This is a genomic window from Mycobacterium arosiense ATCC BAA-1401 = DSM 45069 (assembly GCF_002086125.1).
GTDB classification, from domain to species: Bacteria; Actinomycetota; Actinomycetes; order Mycobacteriales; family Mycobacteriaceae; genus Mycobacterium; species Mycobacterium arosiense.
The window spans coordinates 23,514-43,939 of sequence record NZ_MVHG01000036.1; the positions used below are offsets into that span (position 1 = coordinate 23,514).

At 67.0% G+C, this 20,426-nt stretch carries 20 protein-coding genes and 2 pseudogenes; 10 read left to right on the top strand and 12 right to left on the bottom strand.

From position 1 onward, the window contains the following. Positions 1 to 49: 49 nt before the first annotated feature. Positions 50 to 690, bottom strand: a pseudogene (locus BST14_RS15370) (dihydrodipicolinate reductase); the annotation flags it as partial. 429 nt (positions 691 to 1,119) lie between these two features. On the opposite strand from BST14_RS15370, the gene BST14_RS15375 reads away from it, so the two are divergent. Continuing rightward, the gene (locus tag BST14_RS15375) at positions 1,120 to 2,094 is read left to right on the top strand and encodes an LLM class flavin-dependent oxidoreductase (protein ID WP_083065205.1); all 975 of its coding nucleotides are present in this window, start codon (positions 1,120 to 1,122) and stop codon (positions 2,092 to 2,094) included. A 10-nt stretch (positions 2,095 to 2,104) separates the two neighbouring features. Here BST14_RS15375 and BST14_RS15380 read toward each other — a convergent pair whose 3' ends face one another. Continuing rightward, the gene (locus BST14_RS15380) at positions 2,105 to 2,890 is read right to left on the bottom strand and encodes a spirocyclase AveC family protein (protein ID WP_083065206.1); all 786 of its coding nucleotides are present in this window, start codon (positions 2,888 to 2,890) and stop codon (positions 2,105 to 2,107) included. Between the two features lie 190 nt (positions 2,891 to 3,080). Between BST14_RS15380 and BST14_RS15385 the strand changes: the two genes are divergently transcribed. Both BST14_RS15385 and BST14_RS15390 read left to right on the top strand, forming a co-directional pair. Then, positions 3,081 to 3,731: a TetR/AcrR family transcriptional regulator gene (locus BST14_RS15385; protein ID WP_083065207.1), complete on the top strand. Its 651-nt coding sequence runs from the start codon at positions 3,081 to 3,083 to the stop codon at positions 3,729 to 3,731. Positions 3,732 to 3,746: 15 nt separating this feature from the next. After that, positions 3,747 to 4,949, top strand: coding sequence for a cytochrome P450 (locus BST14_RS15390; protein WP_083065208.1), 1,203 nt, complete (start codon positions 3,747 to 3,749; stop codon positions 4,947 to 4,949). An 87-nt stretch (positions 4,950 to 5,036) separates the two neighbouring features. On the opposite strand, the gene BST14_RS15395 is transcribed toward BST14_RS15390, so the two are convergent. Together BST14_RS15395 and BST14_RS15400 are read right to left on the bottom strand one after the other, a co-directional pair. After that, positions 5,037 to 6,026, bottom strand: coding sequence for an alpha/beta fold hydrolase (locus tag BST14_RS15395; protein ID WP_083065209.1), 990 nt, complete (start codon positions 6,024 to 6,026; stop codon positions 5,037 to 5,039). 43 nt (positions 6,027 to 6,069) lie between these two features. Next, on the bottom strand, positions 6,070 to 6,612 hold the full coding sequence (locus tag BST14_RS15400) for a lipoprotein LpqH (RefSeq protein ID WP_083065210.1): 543 nt from the start codon (positions 6,610 to 6,612) through the stop codon (positions 6,070 to 6,072). A gap of 127 nt (positions 6,613 to 6,739) precedes the next feature. Here BST14_RS15400 and BST14_RS15405 point away from each other — a divergent pair, with 127 nt between their 5' ends. The 3 genes and pseudogenes from BST14_RS15405 (at position 6,740) to BST14_RS15415 (ending at position 8,605) form a co-directional block, all read left to right on the top strand. After that, positions 6,740 to 7,099, top strand: coding sequence for an ArsR/SmtB family transcription factor (locus BST14_RS15405; protein ID WP_083065211.1), 360 nt, complete (start codon positions 6,740 to 6,742; stop codon positions 7,097 to 7,099). Further along, positions 7,087 to 8,151: pseudogene (gene arsB, locus BST14_RS15410) on the top strand (ACR3 family arsenite efflux transporter); the annotation flags it as partial. The gene BST14_RS15405 and the pseudogene arsB, both read left to right, overlap by 13 nt. A gap of 40 nt (positions 8,152 to 8,191) precedes the next feature. Then, positions 8,192 to 8,605 (top strand): ArsI/CadI family heavy metal resistance metalloenzyme, encoded by a 414-nt coding sequence (locus tag BST14_RS15415; RefSeq protein ID WP_083065213.1) that lies wholly within the window; start codon positions 8,192 to 8,194, stop codon positions 8,603 to 8,605. A 208-nt stretch (positions 8,606 to 8,813) separates the two neighbouring features. Here BST14_RS15415 and BST14_RS15420 read toward each other — a convergent pair whose 3' ends face one another. The 4 genes from BST14_RS15420 to BST14_RS15435 all read right to left on the bottom strand — a co-directional run bounded on the left by BST14_RS15420 (position 8,814) and on the right by BST14_RS15435 (position 13,686). Next, positions 8,814 to 9,542: a sulfite exporter TauE/SafE family protein gene (locus BST14_RS15420; protein ID WP_083065214.1), complete on the bottom strand. Its 729-nt coding sequence runs from the start codon at positions 9,540 to 9,542 to the stop codon at positions 8,814 to 8,816. A gap of 213 nt (positions 9,543 to 9,755) precedes the next feature. Next, entirely contained in the window at positions 9,756 to 10,610 is an 855-nt protein-coding gene (locus BST14_RS15425) for a sulfurtransferase (protein ID WP_083065229.1), read from the bottom strand. 84 nt (positions 10,611 to 10,694) lie between these two features. Next, positions 10,695 to 11,840: a glycosyltransferase gene (locus BST14_RS15430; RefSeq protein ID WP_083065215.1), complete on the bottom strand. Its 1,146-nt coding sequence runs from the start codon at positions 11,838 to 11,840 to the stop codon at positions 10,695 to 10,697. A gap of 238 nt (positions 11,841 to 12,078) precedes the next feature. Further along, positions 12,079 to 13,686, bottom strand: coding sequence for a Na+/H+ antiporter (locus tag BST14_RS15435; RefSeq protein ID WP_083065216.1), 1,608 nt, complete (start codon positions 13,684 to 13,686; stop codon positions 12,079 to 12,081). A gap of 99 nt (positions 13,687 to 13,785) precedes the next feature. On the opposite strand from BST14_RS15435, the gene BST14_RS15440 reads away from it, so the two are divergent. Next, entirely contained in the window at positions 13,786 to 14,220 is a 435-nt protein-coding gene (locus tag BST14_RS15440) for a protease inhibitor I42 family protein (RefSeq protein WP_083065217.1), read from the top strand. Positions 14,221 to 14,258: 38 nt separating this feature from the next. Beyond that, entirely contained in the window at positions 14,259 to 14,738 is a 480-nt protein-coding gene (locus BST14_RS15445; protein ID WP_083065218.1) for a hypothetical protein, read from the top strand. A 3-nt stretch (positions 14,739 to 14,741) separates the two neighbouring features. On the opposite strand, the gene BST14_RS15450 is transcribed toward BST14_RS15445, so the two are convergent. Then, the gene (locus tag BST14_RS15450) at positions 14,742 to 16,034 is read right to left on the bottom strand and encodes an alpha/beta hydrolase (protein ID WP_083065219.1); all 1,293 of its coding nucleotides are present in this window, start codon (positions 16,032 to 16,034) and stop codon (positions 14,742 to 14,744) included. Positions 16,035 to 16,113: 79 nt separating this feature from the next. Continuing rightward, entirely contained in the window at positions 16,114 to 16,440 is a 327-nt protein-coding gene (gene fdxA / locus BST14_RS15455; protein ID WP_083065220.1) for a ferredoxin, read from the bottom strand. A gap of 279 nt (positions 16,441 to 16,719) precedes the next feature. Between fdxA and BST14_RS15460 the strand changes: the two genes are divergently transcribed. Beyond that, a complete protein-coding gene (locus tag BST14_RS15460) occupies positions 16,720 to 17,703 on the top strand; it encodes a LysR family transcriptional regulator (protein WP_083065221.1) in 984 nt (327 codons plus the stop codon). Here BST14_RS15460 and BST14_RS15465 read toward each other — a convergent pair. Both BST14_RS15465 and BST14_RS15470 read right to left on the bottom strand, forming a co-directional pair. Continuing rightward, a complete protein-coding gene (locus BST14_RS15465) occupies positions 17,667 to 18,383 on the bottom strand; it encodes a sirohydrochlorin chelatase (protein ID WP_083065222.1) in 717 nt (238 codons plus the stop codon). The two genes, BST14_RS15460 and BST14_RS15465, sit on opposite strands and share 37 nt — an antisense overlap. Further along, positions 18,380 to 20,047: a nitrite/sulfite reductase gene (locus tag BST14_RS15470; RefSeq protein ID WP_083065223.1), complete on the bottom strand. Its 1,668-nt coding sequence runs from the start codon at positions 20,045 to 20,047 to the stop codon at positions 18,380 to 18,382. Before BST14_RS15470 ends, BST14_RS15465 begins: the two co-directional genes overlap by 4 nt. A gap of 287 nt (positions 20,048 to 20,334) precedes the next feature. On the opposite strand from BST14_RS15470, the gene BST14_RS30380 reads away from it, so the two are divergent. After that, positions 20,335 to 20,426 (top strand): FAD-dependent oxidoreductase (locus BST14_RS30380; protein WP_142279417.1); only part of this gene is annotated, 92 nt, incomplete at its 3' end.

Genomic DNA, 20,426 nt, shown 5'->3' on the forward strand with positions numbered 1-20,426 from the left:
GTGAGCTCCTCGAGCGGATTGTTCACGCCCGCAGAGTAACCGGCGGGACCTACCCGCCGACAAACGCCTTTTGCGGGATCGTCAACCGAAGGTCCACCGAACTCAGCAATCCCGGCTGCGCGGCAACGACATACGGCACAGCGTTGACGACGCGCATCGCGGTGGCGACCATGGCGCCCGCCCCGGAGGTCATCGCGCCGATGCCGGCCTTCGCAAGATCCTTCAGCGTCGCCGCCACGGTGCAGTCGATGTCCGGAGCGCCGGAAATCATCACGCGGTAGGACAGATCGCCGATGCCGGTCGGCCAGTCGGGGGCAACGTCGTGCGTGAGTCGGGTCACGTGCTCGACGATGGCTTCCCGACCGTCGACCACGCCGATCGCCTGCATCCGCAGCGCGCCGCAGGTTCCGACCTCGACGGTCACAGCACCAGCGGCAGATAGTCGGCGGCGAAGCCCGGCTCGATTCCTGACGCATACAGCGACGCCTGGCCCTGCTGCGCTCCGGCGACCAGCTGGTCGCGCCATTCGGCAAGCTAGTAGGCGTGCGGGTTGACCAACCGCGTGGTGCTGGTGGTCACGACGTTGATCCCGGCTTCGAGCAGCTTGACGTGGGGAATGGCCAGTGCGTCGCGTCCCGGACCGCTGGCCGCATAGATGACGCAGTCGGGTTTGGCCGCGATCAGCGCGTCTTGTCCCTCCTTGGGTGCGTGCGCCGCGCGGACACGATGAAAGCCTCGGCGCCCGTTGCCTTTACGCCAACCGCAAGCACCGGTGTCCACCCAGCGTCGAGTTGGAAACTACAACCGTGAATCCCCGCGGTCAAGGGTTTAAAAAGCGAACACTATCTTCGCGAACAAATTTTAGGTTAATCTGGCGCCGTGAGGGTCGACCGGTGTTTTGCCCGCCTTCGAGCGACAATTCGGGGCGGCGTTGACCCCGCGGGCACCAGCGACCCCCGCCCGTGTCGCTCAGAGGCGGGCATTTCATCGGATGGGCGGCGATTGCTGATGTTCACCCTTCGGTTCGACATCCGCGCCCCGCACTGGGGCGCACCGCTTTACGCCTTCGACTGAAGGTGTAACGTGCACCAGCAAGATTAGGCCACCTAGGAGTTTGCCGTGTACACACTGCGCTTCGACATGCGCGACCCCGAATGGGCCGCGCCCCCAGCCGATCTGTACGCCGCGGCGCCCGAAATGTCCGCGTGGGCCGAGGAGCACGGCGGCCTGGCGGCCGTGCTGTGTGAGCACCACGGGTCCGAGGACGGCTACCTGCCGTCACCGTTCCTGCTGGCCTCGGCGGTAGCGGCGCGAACCCAGCGCCTGGCGCTCAGCCTCATCCTGATCCTGCCGTTCTACGAAACGGTGCGCCTCGCCGAGGACATGGCGGTCCTCGACATCATCAGCAACGGGCGGGCGTCGTACATCTTGGCCCTGGGCTACCGGCCCGAGGAGTTCGAGCACTTCGGCGTGCCGATCAAGAAGCGTGGTCGCCTCTGCGACGAGAAACTCGCGCTGCTGCGGCGACTGCTCGCCGGTGAGACCGTCGTCGAGGACGGTCGGCGCGTCACCGTGACGCCCCGCCCGCTGACTCCCGGCGGGCCGGGACTGATGTGGGGCGGCGGAACGGTCGCGGCGGCCCGTCGGGCCGGCAGGTACGGACTGGGCATGCTGGGCAACGCGAACGCGCCGGGCATGCAGGAGGCCTACGAGGAGGCCTGCCGCGAGCACGGTCACCAGCCCGGGCCGACGATGTTTCCCGACCGCAACACGCCCTCGGTGGTGTTCGTCGCCGACGACGTCGACCAGGCGTGGAAAGAGATCGGCGAGCATCTGCTGCACGACGTGCGCACCTACGCCGCGTGGAATCCCGGGGACGAGACGACGGCCGGGTTCTCGCACGTCAACACCATCGACGAGCTCCGCGAGACCGGCACGTCGCACGTGATCATCTCTGTGCCAGAAGCGATTTCGCGCGTCAAAGCCGGTCAGGTGCTCAACCTGTCACCGCTGTGCGGCGGGCTGCCGCCGGACAGCGCGTGGCCGTACCTCAAGCGGGTGGGCGAAGTGGTGCTACCGCAGGCGCTCGGCTGACGGCTACTTTTCACTCGGGTTGGTTCGGTACGCCCGGGTACAGCTGCTCAGTCGGCCCCGCGGTGACGTAGCCGCCCAGCTTCGTAACCAGGTGCGGCGCAAACACCGCGCCGTAGACCACGTGTGCGACGACGATGGCGGCCACGATCGACAGCACCGCGGACTGGCCCCGGGTCTTCGACCTCTTGTCCGCCCAGATATCGATGACGTTTCGCCCTTCGGCATCGGTGCGGCCGAGCAGATACGTGAACAGCATCATCTGGATGCCCATGGCCAGCGAGTCGTACAGCGGGTACTGGTGCTTGGTCCCCTCGAAGATCGCGAGGCCGGGAATCACGTAGCCGTAATAGAAGTTGCCGAGCTGGGCGCCGGTGAACGCGTTGAAAAACAATGCCCAGCAGACACCGACGACGAGGCCGACCGCGAGCAGGGTAATCGGCCTGCGCCAGTTGAACTTTGCGCTCAGCCAGCGTCCGAGGGCGGCCCCCGTCGCGGCAGGAATGATGAAGTACGAGACGTAACCGATCGGCACCGCCACCGGCAACCCGCCCCACGTCACGTTCAACGGCCACCAGGACGGCATGCGCGGCAGCGCGGGCGGGAACTGCGCGTACATCGCCCAGTCGTACGGTGACTCGATCCAGGAGAACGAGATCGCCGAGATGCCGAGTAGCAACAGAGGGTGGATGCGGCGGCGCCGGTAACTCAGGTAAATCCCAATCACCAAGAACGTGATGCTCGCGACGTAGGAAAAGTATTGGGCCCCGGCCATCGCCGGTGTCATCTGGGTGGTCACTGGTGTCCCTCGTCGCCCGGCGCGCGCCGGGCCTCGGGATCGAATCGAATCACCAGCCCGAAGATCAGCACGATCAGCTCGAACAACGTGCCAAGCATGATGACAGCGCCCATGGTGTCACCCTTTCGATGGTTTCCCCTTAAGGTAGTGGATACTATCCCAAACACGGTTTCGATAGGAGTGGAGATCGGTGCCCCAGCGAGCAACGAAGCAGCCGATACCGGCGACGGTCACGCGCCGGCCCCGCGGCGAGCCGCGCCGACTGCTGCTCGACGCCGCCCGAGAGCTTTTCGCCCGGCAGGACTATCGCAGCACGACCACACGCGAAATCGCTCAGGCGGCCGACGTCACCGAACACCTGTTGTTCCGCAACTTCGGTTCGAAGGCCGCACTGTTCCGCGAGGCCCTCGTCGTGCCCTTCGTGAGCTTCGTCGACGAATTCGGCCAGACCTGGCAGTCGGTGGTCCCCGAGGAGACCGACGAGCGGGAGCTGACCCGGCTGTTCGTCTCGAAGCTCTACGACATGTTCGTCGAACATCAGGGTCTGCTGTTGACCCTGATGGCCGCCGAGAGTCTCAGCGACGACGAGAAGGTGGACGCCGGTATCGCCGAGATCCGCCGGGCCGTCACGGTGCTGGGCCAAATCAGCGTCGAAGGCATGCAATTGCGGGGGTTGCGGTCCGATCATCCTGACCTGCCGGCGCATTCGACCGTGTCGATGATCGCCGGCATGGCCGCGCTGCGTTCGACCTACTTTGGAAACACCCCACCGCCGCGGGAGGTGATCGTTGAGGAACTCGTCCAAGCACTCTTGCATGGCTTCTTGCACCGCAACGACTGAGATAGGGATCCGACGATGACAAGCCCCAGCGCCGTCGAGTTGTACTACGACCCGTTCGATGTCGAGATCGACGACAACCCATACCCAGTGTGGAAGCGAATGCGCGAAGAGGCGCCGCTGTACTACAACGAGAAGTACAACTTCTATGCGCTGAGCCGCTACGACGACGTGGTGCGCGAACTGCCGAACTGGGAGACCTACCGGTCGGGGCGCGGCACCACCGCCGACATTCTGTTCGCGAACATCGAAGTGCCGCCCGGCATTCTGCTGTTCGAGGATCCGCCGCTGCACGATTTGCACCGCAAACTGCTGTCCCGGGTTTTCACGCCGCGGCGCATGCTGGCCGTCGAGGACCTGGTGCGGGGGTTCTGTGTCCGCGAGCTGGATCCGCTGGTAGGACAGGGTGGGTTCGATTTCATCGCCGACCTCGGCGCGATGATGCCGATGCGGACCATCGGATACCTTTTGGGCATTCCCGAGGCCGATCAGGAAAAGATCCGCGACCGCAGCGTCGCCAACATCGCACTGTCCAGCGACAGCGACCCCGCCGCGGTCGACGCCAATGTGTTCGCGAATTCCATTGCCCTGTTTGCCGAGTACATCGAATGGCGAGCGGATCATCCCTCCGACGACCTGATGACCGAGTTGCTGCGGGCCGAGATCGACGAGCCGGACGGCACGCGTCGGCCCCTGTCGCGGACCGAGGTGCTGTCCTACACCGCGATGATCGCCGGTGCCGGCAATGAAACCACCGCCCGGCTAATCGGTTTCATGGGCCAATTGTTGTCCGATCACCCGGATCAACGCCGCGAACTCGTTGCGGACCCGTCGCTGATCCCCGGGGCGATCGAGGAGACGCTGCGGTACGAGCCGCCGTCACCGGTGCAGGCCCGCTACGTGGCACGCGATGCCGAGCACTATGGGCGCGTGGTTTCCGAGGGGTCGTTCATGCTGCTGCTGAACGCGTCGGCCAACCGCGACGAGAGCCATTTCCCGGATGCGGATCGCTACGACATCCACCGCCGCGGAAGCCATCTCAGCTTCGGGCAGGGTCTGCATTTCTGCCTGGGTTCGGCGCTGGCCCGCCTCGAAGCGCGGGTGGCCTTCGAGGAAGTGCTGAAGCGTTGGCCGGACTGGGAAGTCGACTACGCGAACGCCCAGCGGGCGCACACCGCGAGCGTGCGGGGGTGGGCGCGGCTGCCCGTCGTCACACCGTAGGTCGGCGCACTTCCGCCGAGCGTGAAGTTAGTTTGACGCTCGACGCCGAATGTGAAGTTACTTTGACGCTCGACGAGGGATGCGCGGCTAAACGCCGCTTTGGTCCACCAACACCGCGCCGTCGGGCTGATTCCCCAAGGTCTGCAACGGAATACCGTCGCCCCGCGCGGTGAGGCGCACGATCTGGGCCAGTTGCCCCGGGGCGTCGCACTGCAGATAGTGGTCGGCGCCGGGAATCACCCAGTAGCGGTTGCGGCCCGGCTTGTTCCTCAGATACGTCTGCCACACATGATTGGGCACCCGCAGCGGTGCGACGCTGTCGTGGACTCCCCACACCACCGTCGTGTTGACATCGCTGGTGGAAAGCGCTTCCAGCCAACGGATTTCGTCGGCCGCGCGCTCGTGCAGGTATTGAATGGTGTCGGGCAGCACCCGGACTCCGTCATTGTGCGCAAAGCATTTCGCCAGGGCGGCGATCTCCGGGTCTTTTAGTGTGCGTCGCGGCATGAACGTGCTCGCGCCTATGCCGGCCGCCAGCATCTCGGGCGTCGTCACCGCCGCGGTGGCGCGCGCGGTCGCGGGGTCGAGCAGCGCGGTCTGGAATGCGGTGAGGTTGGACAGCGGTAGGTAGATGTTGGCGTTGGTCAGGATCAGGTCGACGGGTGCGGCCGGCGGATCCTGGGCGGCCAAGATGCCCGCCGCGATCATGCCGACGCTGCTGCCGCGGTCATGGGTGAGCATGCGGTATTCGGTGAGTCCCCACACCTGCCTGATCGCATGGACGAGCAGGCGCGCGTCGTCGTACAGCGAGTACACGTAGGGCTCGGGTGGTTTGTCCGAGAGTCCGTAGCCGGGAAAGTCCAGCAGGTAGATGTCGAACTCCGCGTTCAGTTCACCCGCCAACGCGAAAAAGTCGATGCTGCTGGTCGGAAAGCCGTGCACCAACACCAATGCGGGCGCGCCGGGAGTACCGCAGCGGAGGGTGAACACCGCGACCTCTGCACCGTCGTTGGCCGCGGTCGTCGAGCGCCATCGCAGCTCGGCGCCGCTGCCTCGCCACTGCGCGAAGATGTCCAAGTTGTCAGCATCGCAGAGGCGGTGACGGCAGACAACTACCTGCCTACGGACACGTCACGTGAATGCCGAACGTGACGTCCCGCAAACTACTGTGGCCGGGCGTGGTCGCCTGGCCCGTCCCGGTCACCGTATAACTCTTGCCGTCCTTGGTCGCTTGGACCTGAGTCGGCGATTTGGTTCCCTGATAAGGCAATTGGTACTGCCCGTTGGCCAGCTTGAGCGAAATGGCAAAGCCGTCGACGTTGGGCGGTTGCTCGTCGGAGACGGCCAGCGACACCGACGCGGCATCGTCGTGCACGCTGATCCGGGTGGTGAGGTCGCCCGATTCCGGGGGAGACGCATTCGGTTGGGCCGCCGATCGCGTGCAGTCCACGGCGGCGATCATCGTGTGCTTGTTTCCGTCGATCATGACGGTGGTACTCGCCAGGGCCGGGCCCGAGCTCGGGGCGGCGGCCTGGTGCTTGGACGAACACGCCGGCAGCCCGGCTCCCAACGCTACCAGGCCGGCTCCCAACGCCACCAGGCCGAGCGCGGAAGCCGCGTGCGCTAACCACCGCCGGCCGCGGTGATTGCCGGATTTGGTCATGGCACCCCCCTTGGCTAGGTCGTCACGAGGACTATAGGTCTCGGTAGTTTCCCCTGCCTGACTAAAGCCGGAGCACGGGAAAAATTCCACCCTGGCGCGCTGATTCGGTATGTGCTTATATAGATGCATGTCGAATCAGTCGCCCACGGAATGTTGCCCGGCCCTAGGGACGGCCGCGTTGGCCGAGCCGCAAGCCGCTGAGCTGGCGGCGATGTTCAAGGCGCTCAGCGATCCGGTGCGGCTGCGATTGTTGAGCCTGATCGCCAGCCATCCCGGCGGCCAGGCCTGCGTCTGCGAGATCTCCCAGACTTTCGACGTGTCACAGCCGACGATCTCCCACCATTTGAAGACGTTGCGGTCGGCGGGACTGTTGGACTGCGAACGGCGTGGCACATGGGTGTACTACTGGGTGGTTCCCCATGCCTTGCAACAACTTTCGTCGGTGCTGAGTGTCGACGCGCGCCTGGCTGCGGAATGCGGGTCATGAGCCAGGCCTGGACAGAGTCGGCGGTGGGCCCCCGGCTTTCGACGCTGGAGAGGTTCTTGCCGGGATGGATCGCGAGCGCCATGGTGGCGGGCCTGCTGCTCGGCCGCTCGGTGCCGGGCCTTGGGCGGGCGGTGAGCGCCGTTGAGGTCGGCGGCATCTCGTTGCCGATCGCGATCGGCCTGCTGGTGATGATGTACCCGGTGCTGGCCAAGGTGCGCTACGACCAGCTCGGCGGCGTCACCGGTGACCGCAGGCTGATGGTGGCGTCGGTGGTGCTGAACTGGTTGATCGGGCCCGCGGTGATGTTCGCCCTGGCGTGGCTGATGCTGCCGGATCTGCCGGAATACCGCACCGGGCTGATCATCGTGGGTTTGGCGCGCTGCATCGCCATGGTCATCATCTGGAATGACCTCGCGTGCGGGGAGCGCGAGGCCGCCGCGGTTCTGGTTGCGCTGAATTCGATCTTCCAGGTTGTCATGTTCGCCGCTCTGGGCTGGTTCTACCTGTCGGTGCTGCCCGGGTGGCTGGGGCTGAGCACCACCGGCATCGACGTATCCGCTTGGCGGATCGCGAAATCAGTGCTCATCTTCTTGGGCATCCCGCTGCTCTCCGGATACTTGTCGCGGCGCCTCGGTGAGCGCGCCAGGGGCCGCGGCTGGTATGAGGGTCGCTTCCTGCCCCGCATCGGCCCGTGGGCGCTGTACGGTTTGCTCTTTACCATCGTCATCCTTTTCGCGCTGCAAGGTCGCCAGATCACCTCCCGGCCATGGGATGTGGCTCGTATCGCCCTGCCGTTACTGGTGTATTTCGCGGTCATGTGGGCCGGTGGATACGGGTTGGGAATCCTCCTGCGACTCGGATACGCCCGCACCACCACCCTGGCATTCACCGCTGCCGGCAACAACTTTGAACTCGCGATCGCGGTGGCCATCGCCACCTACGGCACAGCGTCCGGCCAGGCCCTGGCCGGTGTGGTCGGACCGCTTATCGAAGTCCCGATCCTGGTCGCGTTGGTCTACGTATCGCTGGCCCTGCGGCCACGGCTCTTTGGAACGATGACGGTCGAAATGCCCACGGGGAAAGGAAGGTAACATGTCCCGTGTTCAACTCGCCCTCAACGTCGACAATCTCGACGAGGCAATCGCGTTCTATACCAGACTTTTCGACGTTGAGCCCGCCAAGGTCAAACCCGGCTACGCCAACTTCGCCGTCGACGAGCCGCCGCTGAAATTGGTGTTGCTGGAAAACCCCGGCCACGGCGGCAGCCTCAACCACCTCGGCGTCGAGGTCACCTCCAGTGACGCCGTGCACACCCAGAGCAGGCGACTCGCCCTGGCCGGCCTGCTGACCGACGAAGAAATCGACACCACGTGTTGCTTCGCAACTCAAGACAAAGTGTGGGTGAGCGGTCCGGCCGGCGAACGTTGGGAGATCTATACGGTGAAGGCCGATTCCGAGACGTTCGGACCCGCCGACCAATCGGGCCACACCTGCTGTTCCTCATAACCGGTGGCGGCCTTAGGGCCAGGCGTCCCAGCTGCATGCTGCGCAGCGGCCCGGCGAACACGGGCCGCACCGCCGTTGAACGCCAACGCTCTTCGACGATCGGGGCCAACGCATCCGTGCCTCCGGCGGGTGGTGCGTTGCAACCAGTTGTGCCACTGCTCGATGTCGATGGCCCCGGGGATGATGCAATTGCACGCGCCAACGTCTTTCAGCACCCTGCCGTCGCGATGAACATGCCGAGGGCGGCGACGACGAGCACCAGGTCGATCAGCATCGCGTAGTGACGGGAATGGGCTCGGCGCACGATGAAACGCGTGACGAAGGGGCCGATCATCAAGGCAACGCCGATGACCAGTCCACGGGCTACGACGGCGAGGTTGAGCGCACCCAACTGACCGAAGGTGCCGATCTTGCCGGCGTAGAGCACCAGGGCGCTGGCAGCCTCGGACCCGAGAAAGGCACCGCCGGTGAGTCCGTAGCCCGCGAAGATGGGAACGCTCAGCGGCCCAGTGGACAGGACCAACCCGGTGAGGAAGCCGACGACGGCGCCGGCGATAGCCAGGTGGCGGAGCCGCACGCGCCATTGCCGAGCCGCCGCGACCCTGCGTACCGGAATCATCGCGAGGAAAAACACGCCGAGTAGCCCGTCCACCACCTCTTGCGGGATGCTCAACAACGTGTTGGCGCCGAGCACGGCAGCGGGAGTTCCGGGCAGCGCATAGGCGAGCACGGGTCGCCAACGAATCTGCTGCCACCACGCGGCAACTCGGGCGACATTGGCCATGACGGCCGCAATGCCCATGACGGGAACGGCGATTCGCGGCCCGTACATCATGACCAGTGCGGGCAGCAGCACCAGCGACGATCCGGTGCCTACCAGTCCGCCGAGCGCGCCGGCGGCCAGGGCGATGAGAAAGAGAACGAAAAGAGCCAGCATGAAAGGACCTTCTCGGCGGCGCGCGGCGCACCGGCCGGGGTCCTCCAGGCTTTTATCCGTTCAGATGACCGCGTCCCGTCGGGAGGCGCGGTGGCGCCGCTCGGACCAGGCACTTAAAAAGTCGGAACCCTAGGCGCTATCCACCACAGGCTACCAAAGATCCACGCTCGCACGGTCCGTCGGACGTAAGGTCTCTCGGGTGCACGAGCGCGGCTACGCGCCGCCGCGCTCCACCGGATGGTCCGGATCCGAGCTCCACTCCGACCACGACCCCGGATACAACGCGGCCTCCCGGCCCGTCGCGGCCAGCGCGGCTATGGTGACCGTGGCGGTGACGCCCGAGCCGCAGTAGGCGGCGACCGCATCATGACGTTCGATCGCCTGCTCGGACAACAGTTGTGCCAGTGCATCGGCACTCAGGAAGGTGCCGTCGGCCGCGAGGACCGAACCGCTGGGCAGATTCTTTGCCCCCGGGATGTGGCCCGCGACGGGATCGAGGGGTTCCACGTCGCCGCGGTAGCGCTCCGGTGCCCGCGCATCAAGCAGCGTCACGGTGCCTTCGGCGACCCGCTCGGCCGTCAGTGTGGGGCGGCTTCCGGCATACAGATCATCCTGCGGCACAGTCACATTCCCGGGCGCCGGATCGACCGGACCGGTCTCGAGCCCGTGTCCGGCCGAGCGCCACGCGGCCAGGCCGCCGTCCAGAATGCGCACGTTGCCGATGCCGGCGGCGGACAGCACCCACCATGCCCGTGCGGAGCCGGCGCGATTCCAGTCGTCGTACACCACCACCAAACCGTCCTGGCGGATTCCCCACCGGCGCGCGGCGGCCTCCAGCCCGCGTCCCGACGGCAACGGGTGACGGCCGCGGCCGGACACCGCGTGGTCGCTGAGGTCATCGTCGAGCGAGACATACACCGCGCCGGGAATGTGCCCGTCCAGGTGGGCCGCGCGCCCGTCGGGATCGTCGACCCGCCAGCGCACGTCCAGAATGGTCACCGGATCGCCGGCCGAGATGATGTCCGCCAACTCGGCGGCGGAGATCAAAACCTGATTGCGTGCTCCCACCGGAACCTCCTCGTCGGTCTCCAGCAGCCTAGCCAGCACCGCGGGCAAACCGGGGGAGGTGGGTGGCCCCGGACTCCTGAAACGCTACGCGGTCTGTTCGGACCGATCGGGCGGGTCGTCGAACGCCGGCGCCCCGAGCGAGGCCAGCATGCCGGCCGCGGCGCGGTGCCAGGTGAAGTCCTCGGCGCGGCGTCGCGCGGAGATGCGTCGCTGCCGTTCGGGCCGACTGACGATGGCGCGCACCGCTTTTGCGATGGCGGCCGGATCATTGTCGGCCGATGCCCCGCTGTCCGGCGTGATGATCTCGGTGAGCGCCGACGTGCGCGACACCACGGCGGGTGTGCCACACGCCAGCGACTCGAGCGCGGCCAGCCCGAACGTCTCGTGCGGTCCCGGCGCCAGCGTGACATCGGCCGACGCCAGCAGCTGCGCCACGGTGCCGCGATCGGAGATGAAACCGGTGAAGTCGACCGGTAGCCGCGTGGCCTGGCGCTCCAACCTGGCCCGCAGCGGGCCCTCGCCCACCACCACCAGCCGCGCATCCACACCGGCATGGCACAGTGCGCCCAGCGCGTCGATGCTGCGGTCCACACGCTTTTCCACCGACAGCCGCCCGCAATGGACCAGCAGCATCTGCGTCGGCGCGGCCCATCGCTCGCGCACCAGCTGGGAGTGACGGCTGGGATGAAACGTCTGCAGGTCCACGCCGAGCGGCACAGTGACGGTGTTGGCCGCACCGATGCGGTCGAATTCCTCGCGGGCGAACCCGGTGGTGCACACCACGGTGTCGTAATTCGCGGCGGTGCGCGCGTTGGCCAGGTCGGCGAGTCTTCGCGCCGTGCGGCGCGGAAGGATCTGTCCCACAAGACGATCCAGGCGTTCGTGGGAGATCATCACCGTGGTGGCGCCGTAGTCACGGCCCCAACGACCCAGCGATCGCAGGGTGAGCCGGTCCGAGACCTCCACCGCGTCGGGCCGCAGCGATTCCAGGAGCGCCTTGACCGGGCCCGGCAGCACCGCCCGGTAACCGCCGGTGAACGGAATCAGGCGGGCGGGCAACGTGATTCGCACGACGCCGGTGTACAGCTGCGCGCGCCCGGCGCGCTGGCCGGGGACGATCAAAAAGACCTGGTGCCCGCTGGCGCAATATTCCGCACCCAGCCGATCGATCGCGGTGCGAAGGCCGCCGGAGCGAGGGCCGTAGAAGTTGGCGACCTGTACAACGCGCATGACGTGAGGACACGCGGTGCGCGTGTGCACTCAACAATGCTGGCCCGACGCGTGCCTGAACACTGCGTGAACTTCGCTCGCGGGCGGCGTGAGTGTGCGTCGGGGCGTCGAGTGTGCGCTCAAGGCTTTGAGTGTGAAGCCACGGCGGCGACACGCCCCGGGCGTCGAAGCCAAGGTTTCACACTCGAAGCCCAGGTTTGAGCATGCGGTCGACTGTACGGTCGCCCACCGACGGCCCCTATCCCTCCTCGTCGCCGTCGTCGATCGCGGCGGCGAGAAGCTGGACCTCTTCGAGATCCATCTCGTTCTGCAACTCACGCAGCACGATGTCGTCGATCAGGTTCTGGTTGCGCAGCGCGGTGATCTCCCGGCGCTTGTGTTCGAGTACGCCCAGACGCACCCGCCGGACCTTCTCGCGGCCCCTAACGATGTGGTTGTCGGTCGAACCGTCCTCGGTGGCCAGCACCAGCGCCGCCTTTTCCTCGTATTCCTTCTGCAGCCGCCGCCTGAGCTCGTCGCTGATTCCGACCTCGTCGGCGACCGCGGGCAGGGCGGCGAGGGCGGCCTGGGATCCGCGGCAGCGAGCCAGTTGCAGTTCCTGGGCATGGGTCGCGTCTTCGGGCATCTTCGCCCACCGGACCACGGCTGGCAGGGTGCTGCCCTGCACGAGGACGGTGACCAGGATGACGACGGTGACGATGAAGATCAGCAGGCTGCGGTCGGGGAACGGGGCGCCGCTCAGCGTCGTCACGGGCACGGCCACCGCGGCGGCCAGCGAGACGGCGCCGCGAAATCCGGCCCAGACGGTGACGAAGCGCTGGCGCCAGTCGACGCGACGTTCGCGTTGCACCTCGCGGCGGTCGATGAGGCGGATCAGCAGCGTGGTGATCTCTCCCCAGAAGATGCGCGACACGATCACCACGCCGGTCACCACGAGCGCGACGAATAGGGCGTGGCGAATGCCGCCGTCGACGCCGGCGATCCCGCGCAGCGCGGTTGGGATCTGGACGCCGACGAACACCCACAGCGAGCCGTTGAGCAGGAACGTCGCGGTGTCCCAGAACGCCGAGGACTGCAGCCGGGAGCGGGCCCGGATCACCACGGGACCGGCGTAGGCCAGCACCAGGGCCGACACCATCACCGCGACCACTCCGCTGCAGTCCATCGATTGAGCCAGCAGGAAGGCGGCGAACGGGGTCACCAGGCTCAAGGCCGCTTCCTCCTGGGGTGCGTCGATTCGCTTGCGCAGCAGCGTCACCGCGCCACCCACCAGCAGCCCGGCGACGATGCCGCCCAGGTAGGAGCCGACGAACCGGGCGGTCACCTCGGGCGGGCTGATCGCCGCCCCACCGATCGCGACGTGGACGCTGACCGCGAACAACACCAGGGCGGTCCCGTCGTTGATGAGACTCTCTGCCTTGAGCACCGTCAGCGACCGGCGCGGCAGCTTCTTGGCCAGACCGGCCACCGCGGCCGCGTCGGTGGGCGACAACACCGCGCCCAGGACGCCGGCCGCGTGCGGGTTCATGCCGAGCGCCCGCGCCGTCCACGACACGGCCACCGCGGTGGCGATCACCAGGACGACGCTGAGAAAGACGATGATGCGCGCGTTGGCCCGAATCTCGCGGAAGCTGGTGTTCAGGCCTTCCCAGTAGAGGATCGCGGGGAGGAACAGCAACAACACCACCTCACCGTTGACGTGTATCTGGCCGAAGTGGGGAACCAGGCCCAGCAGCACGCCCAGCAGGATGAGCAGCACCGGGGGGCCGACGCGGTAGCGCCGGCCGATGACCGTCCCCACGATGACGGTGGACACCAGAGCAACGATCAGTACGAGGCCAAACACCAGCCCATCCTGCCGGACGCCACGCGCGGCGTCTCGTCGCCTATCTTCGGTCTGGGTCCGACCTATTAGGCTCCGGAGCGACACCGAAGGGGGATCTGGGTGAAGGTCAGGCTGCTGGTAACAGTCGCCGTGCTCATGTTGTCGACGGTGGTGGGTTGCCACTTCGCGTCCAGGAACCCGCCGTCGACCAAAACGCTCAAGGTCCCCATGGCCGATGTGCTGACGCAGAGCGAGATCAGCCAGACCGTCACCCTCGCCGTAGGCAACACCCTGGTCGTGCAGCTGGGCTCGAACTACACCACGCCGTACCGGTGGAACCCGGATACCAAAATCGGCGACTCGTCGGTCATCAAGCAGCTCAGTCACGAGTTCGTGCAGCCGGCCTCGGACGCCCTGGGCGCGCCGGGCACCGAGGAGTGGACGTTCACCGCGCTGAAGCCGGGGACCACCACGGTGAGCACGGAATACACCAGCTTCGTGGGCAAGGACGCCAAACCGGCGTGCACCTACGCGCTGACCGTCACCGTGCAATGAGGGCTGCGCGCTCATCGGTCTCGGGCTACGGTCTGGTCGTGTTCGGATTTCTTCGCAACCTGACCCGGATCGGCCAGCTGCCCGCGGGGCTGCGCGAGGAACTCGAAGCCGAGGGGATCATCTTCAGCGCGGGACGGGTCGGCGTGGTGCGGCACTTCAGCGGCCATGTGCCCGGCGTGTATTCGGCTTCCGGCGTCTCCCGTTATGCGGGCGGATTCGCGTTCAGCGCCGCGCGGCTCGTCGCGACCTTTCCTGCGCGCGGCGACGCCGACCTGCGTTCCCTCGACTGCCCCTGGGACACCGATAAGGGTCCGGCACGCGCCAGCATCACCAACAAGGGCCTCGGGATCGAGATCGATCTGCACGGAGTCGACCGGGCGTTCAGCGGCTCGATGAGGCTCAACTACAAGAAGAAGATCCCCGACGAGGTGCTCGAAGCCCTGCCCCGGACGGCGCTGCGGGTGCCGGTGGACCCGGTGTTCGTGTGCCGGGCGGCCGGGGTGCGCGCCACGGCCTAGCTTTTACGAAACCTCCGGCGCCGCAAGCACATCGGCCCGCAGGTGCGCCGCGTAGATCTCGGCCAGGAATTGCTCGACGGCCACCGCGGTGTGGGCGGCGCGGACCGAACCGAAGATGTCGAAAGCGTGTTGGGTGAACGGTAATTCGGCGTAGACCACCGGCTGGTTGCTGGTTTCCCGAAGCCGCTCGACGAACGCGCGGGCCTGCTCGACGTAGGCCAGCGAGTCGTTGCGGCCGTGCAGGACGAAGAACGGCGGAGCGTCGGGGTTGACGTGGCTGACCGGTGATGCGGCCTCGAACGTCTGCAGGTGCGTCGCGGGCTTTTGTTTGATGATCGACTTGATCAAAAGCCCCGGCATCATCGGATGCAGCGTCCGGTCGAATCGGGTGAAGTCGTAGATGCCGTAGAACGGCACCGCTGCCTGCACCCGCGTGTCGGCGTGTTCGAACCCCGGTTGGAACCGCGGGTCGTTCGGCGTCAGCGCGGCCAGCGACGACAGGTGACCGCCGGCCGAACCCCCGGTGATGACGACGAAGTCGGGGTCGCCGCCGTATTCGGCGATGTGCTCTTTGACCCAGGCGAGGGCGCGCTTGACGTCGACGATGTGGTCGGGCCAGGTGTTGCGTGGGCTGTGCCGGTAGTTGACCGCCACGCAGACCCAGCCCAGCTCGGCGAGGTGGCTCATCAACGGATGGGCTTGTCCCCGTTTGTTTCCCGTCGTCCAGGCGCCGCCGGGGATCTGGAAGAGCACCGGCGCCTTGCCGGCCGGGTCCAGGTCGGGACGTCGCCAGATGTCGAGGTGGTTGGCGCTGCCGTACTCGCCGTAGCTGATGTCGGAGTCGTGGGCATAGTCGCGGTAGATCCGCAGCATCCGCACGAGGCCGGGGGTTTTGGCGGTGCCGCCACCGGCCGGCCGGCGCCACAGCCCCCTCGACTCGGTGAGCCGATCGGGCCCCAGCCCGCTGTCCAGCGCCTCGGTCAGCGGGACGTTGGCCCGGTGGCCCGCGCGGCTGAGGTTCAGCAGGCCAAGCGCCGAGAGGCCGGCGACGACCCACGCGATGATGCGTAACGGCGGGTTGAGACGACGGCCGGTCAGCGCCAGTCCGGCGAGCTGGCTCAGCAGCGTTTGCAGCGGTAATTCGGTCACGACGAGCCCGAACATCCACGAGTACAGCGACGGGAATCCGCCGCGCGCCAAGGGCCGGTAGGCGTTGACGGTGGACGCCGCGGTCACTGTGGTGACCACGGCCGACCCAATTTGCCGGGCGAGATAAATGATTCGGGCTCTCCGCATTGCCTCACCTTACGAAACGGGTCGCCGGCTGTCGGATCCGCTAGCGCCCGTGCTACCAACCCGGCGCGGCCCGCGGAGGCTAGGACGCTTCCGCTCTGCTTTCCAGCTCCTTGACCGGGGCGGGGTCGTTCTCGGTCAGCCCGACCTTCGCCGCGCCGCCGGGGGAGCCGAGCTCGGTGAAGAAATCGGCGTTGATCTGCAGGTAGTGGCTGTGCTCGTCGGGCAGGTCATCCTCGTAAAAGATCGACTCGACCGGACACACCGGCTCGCAGGCACCGCAGTCGACGCACTCGTCGGGGTGGATGTAGAGCATCCGCGCGCCCTCGTAGATGCAGTCGACGGGGCATTCCTCGATGCACGCCTTGTCTTTGATGTCCACACAGGGTTCGGCGATCACGTAGGCCACGGGTGTCGTCCTTCCTTCTGGCTAGCGGGGTCAGCCGGGTGCGAGCCGTCAAACACGGTCAGGCTGGCTAATTTAGCGCGATGGCGCCGGCGCGGGCTAACGGCCTCTCGGGTGACGCGATCGGCGGCCCGCAAAAGAGCGGGACCCAGGCTGCGGGGTCTGGGCGGCACGGCTCATGCGTCCCATCGTTCCGGCTCGCGCCGGGCGTGAGTAGAGGTGTGGCGTTGTGGTGTCACAAGCTATAGTTGTGTCACACGATTTGATTGTGAGCCGCCGCCCATGCCCCTCAGCCCCCGGCTGCCCGAACTGGCCTCGTTCGAGGCGTTTCTGGCGATCGCCGAGACCGGCAGCCTCGGGCGGGCCGCTCGCCAATTGGGGCTGACCCAGCAAGCCATCTCTCGCCGGCTGGCCACCATGGAGGCCCAGATCGGCGTCACGCTGGCCGTGCGCACGACGCGCGGTTCGCAACTGACGCCCGCGGGCGTGATCGTCGCGGACTGGGCGAGCCGGCTGCTCGAAGTCGCCAACGAGGTCGACGCGGGCCTGGGTTCGCTGCGCAAGGAGGGCCGCGAACGCATCCGGGTGGCGGCCAGCCAGACGATTTCCGAACAACTCATGCCGCATTGGTTGCTGTCGCTGCAGGCCGAGGCGGCGCGGCGCGGCGACACCGCGCCTCAGGTGATCCTGACCGCCACCAACAGCGACCATGCCATCGCCGCGGTCCGCGAGGGCAGCGCCGACCTCGGGTTCGTCGAAAACCCCGGCACGCCAAAGGGTTTGGGTAACTGTGTGGTGGGGGGCGACGAGCTGGTGATCGTGGTTGCCCCCGACCACAAGTGGGCGCGACGGTCGCGGGTGGTGACCGCGCGCGAGCTCGCACAGACGCCGTTGGTGGCCCGCGAACCCCATTCGGGCATTCGCGATTCGCTGGCGGCGGCGCTGCGCAAAGTGCTCGGCGAGGACATGCAGCAGGCCACGCCCGTGCTGGAACTGACCTCCGCGGCGGCCATGCGCGCCGCCGTGCTCGCCGGCGCGGGCCCGGCCACCATGAGCCGGCTGGCGGTGGCCGACGACCTGGCGGACGCTCGGCTGTACGCGGTCAACATCCCGAAGTTGGATCTGCGGCGCAAGTTTCGGGCGATCTGGGTTGGCGGACGCACCCCGCCGCCCGGAGCGATCCGCGACATGCTCAGCCACATCATCAGCCGCACTGCGGTTTCGAAAGGTCAGGCCGCTGCGTCGTCGGCCAGCGCCCCGTCGTAGCGGTCCAGCACCGTCTCGGCCACCAGCCGGTGTGACCCCAACGGGGCCGCCATCGCAATGTCGTGGTCGCGGGCGAACTTGGACACCCCGTCGGTGATGAAGCCCGGCGCCAAGAACCACGGGGCGATGACCAGCCGGCGTGCGCCGCGGCCGCGCAGCTGCTCGGCGGCGCGGTCCACCGATGCCTCGGGACGGGTGGCGAAAGCCGTTGTGGCCGCGGCCCATTGGGTGCCGGCTGCCAGCCTGGCCGCCACCTTCGCGGTGCGCGCGTTGGCCGCCAGGTTCGAGGAGCCGATCGCCACCACCATCACCCCGAGATCGTCGTCATGCGCCGAGACCCCGACCTCGGCCAGGCGTTCGCGCAGCACCGAGACCAGCCGATCGTCCTCGCCGAGCACGTCGGCCTGCCGGATGCCGTGCGCTCCGGCGTCGGCGATCTGCCGGGGAATGTCCAATCGCGCGTGATAAGCGCTGGCCAGCAGGAAGGGGGCGACCACCGCGCGGCGGCTGTCGGGCAACCCGGCCAGCGCGTCGACGAAGTTCGGGGTGTTCAACTCGAGGAACGCCAACCGCACGTCGAGGTCCGGCCGCAGCTGCGACAGCCGGTCGGCCACGGCTGCGGCGTTGGCGGCCGACCGTGGGTCGCGGCTGCCGTGCGCGGTCAAGACGAGGGTGCTCACCGCAGGTCGTCCTCCTCGGCGCGCAGCGCCCAGGACGCGAACGTTTCACCGTCTTGGCGGCCGTCGAGATACTTGCGGGTTACCCGGTCGATGTAGTCGCCCAGTTCGGCGCTGGTGACCTTGTGCTGGCGCAGTTTTCGGCCGAAGCCGCTCTGTTCGCCCAGGCGGCCGCCGAGGTGCACCTGGAAACCCTCGACCGAATTACCGTCGCCGTCGTCGATCCACTGACCCTTGAACCCGATGTCGGCCACCTGAATTCGGGCGCACGAATTGGGGCAGCCGTTGAGATGCACGCTGATCGGCAGGTTGAGCCTGGAATCGACGTCGGCCAGGCGCTGCTCCAATTCGGGCACCAAAGTCTGTGCCCGCACCCGTGTTTCGGCGAAGGACAGCTTGCAGTATTCGATTCCGGTGCACGCCATGGTGTTCTTCCGCCACGACGACGGCCGTGACGGCAGGCCCAGCGCGTCGAGGCCCGCGACCAGGTCGTCGACCTTGTCGTCGGGAACGTCGAGGATGACCAGCTTCTGGAAGGGGGTCCACCGCGCCCGGTCAGAGCCGGCCTTCTCCATCAGATCGGCCACCGCCGACAGGGTGCTGCCCGTCACCCGCCCGACGATGGGCGCGACGCCGACGGCGTTGCGGCCGTTCTTGATTCGCTGCACCCCGACGTGGTCGATGGTGTGCTTGACCGACGTGGGCGCCGGTCCATCGATCAGCCGGCGGTTCAAGTATTCGGTCTCCAGCACGTCGCGGAACTTCTCCACGCCCCAGTCCTTGACCAGGAATTTCAGCCGGGCCTTGGCGCGCAGCCGACGGTAGCCGTAGTCGCGGAACAGCTGGGTCACGCCCTCCCACACGTCGGCGACCTCGTCCAGCGGCACCCACACGCCGAGGCGCTGGGCCAGCATCGGGTTGGTCGACAGGCCGCCGCCCACCCACAGGTCCAGGCCGGGTCCGTGTTCGGGGTGGTTGACGCCGACGAACGCGATGTCGTGGGTTTCGTGGGAGACGTCCTGCAGGCCGGAGACCGCGGTCTTGTACTTGCGCGGCAGGTTGGCGTACTCGGGGTTGTTCAGCGAGCGCCGGACGATTTCGTCGATCGCGGGCGTGGCGTCGAGGATCTCGTCGAGCGAGTCGCCGGCCAGCGGCGACCCATGGATGCCGCGCGGGCAGTCCCCGCAGGCCTCGGTGGTCTGCAGTCCCACCGACTCAAGCCGTCGCCAGATCTCGGGGACGTCCTCGATGCGAACCCAGTGCAGTTGCAGGTTCTCCCGGTCGCTGATGTCGGCGGTGTTCCGGGCGAATTCGGTGGAGATCTGCCCCAGGGTGCGCATCGTGTGCGCGGTCATCGCCTTGCCGTCGGAGCGGACCCGCATCATGAAGTACTTGGCTTCGATCTTGTCGGTGTTCTCGTCGCCGGTCCAGCTGCCGTCGTAGCCCTGCGCGCGCTGGGTGTAGAGGCCCATCCAGCGGAACCGCCCGCGCAGGTCGTCCTTGGCGATGCTGTCAAAGCCCTCTTTGGCGTAGATGTTGATGATGCGGTCGCGCACGTTCAGCGGCGCGTCGTCGCTTTTGAACTGCTCGGCGTGGTTGAGCGGTTCGCGGTCGCCCAGCGCCCACTGACCGTCGTTGCGTGTCTTGACGGGACGTGCGGTGGTCATGTGGCGTTCTCATTCCTCGCGGCGGCGCATCGAGGGTGGTTAATGCAGCCTTGGAAGTGGGCTGTCGGGCCGCGGCATCGCGATGATGTTGGGTATGTAGGCACCCGCAAGTTCGTCGTCGGACACACGGGTTGCGATTTCCATGGTGCACCAGTTACGGCGGCGTCAGTAGAGGTCATGTGTTGTGAAGGCACAACGGCGCGTTGTGTGCGCTGCTTCACGTGTTGGCCGTGGCGGCCAGCGGGATTGGGCCGGCGCCCGTCGGATTCGCAGTAATGTGGCCGCTTATGAGCACCTCCGACGTCCGTGACGTGATCGTTATTGGTTCGGGTCCTGCGGGGTATACCGCGGCGTTGTATGCGGCGCGGGCGCAGTTGGC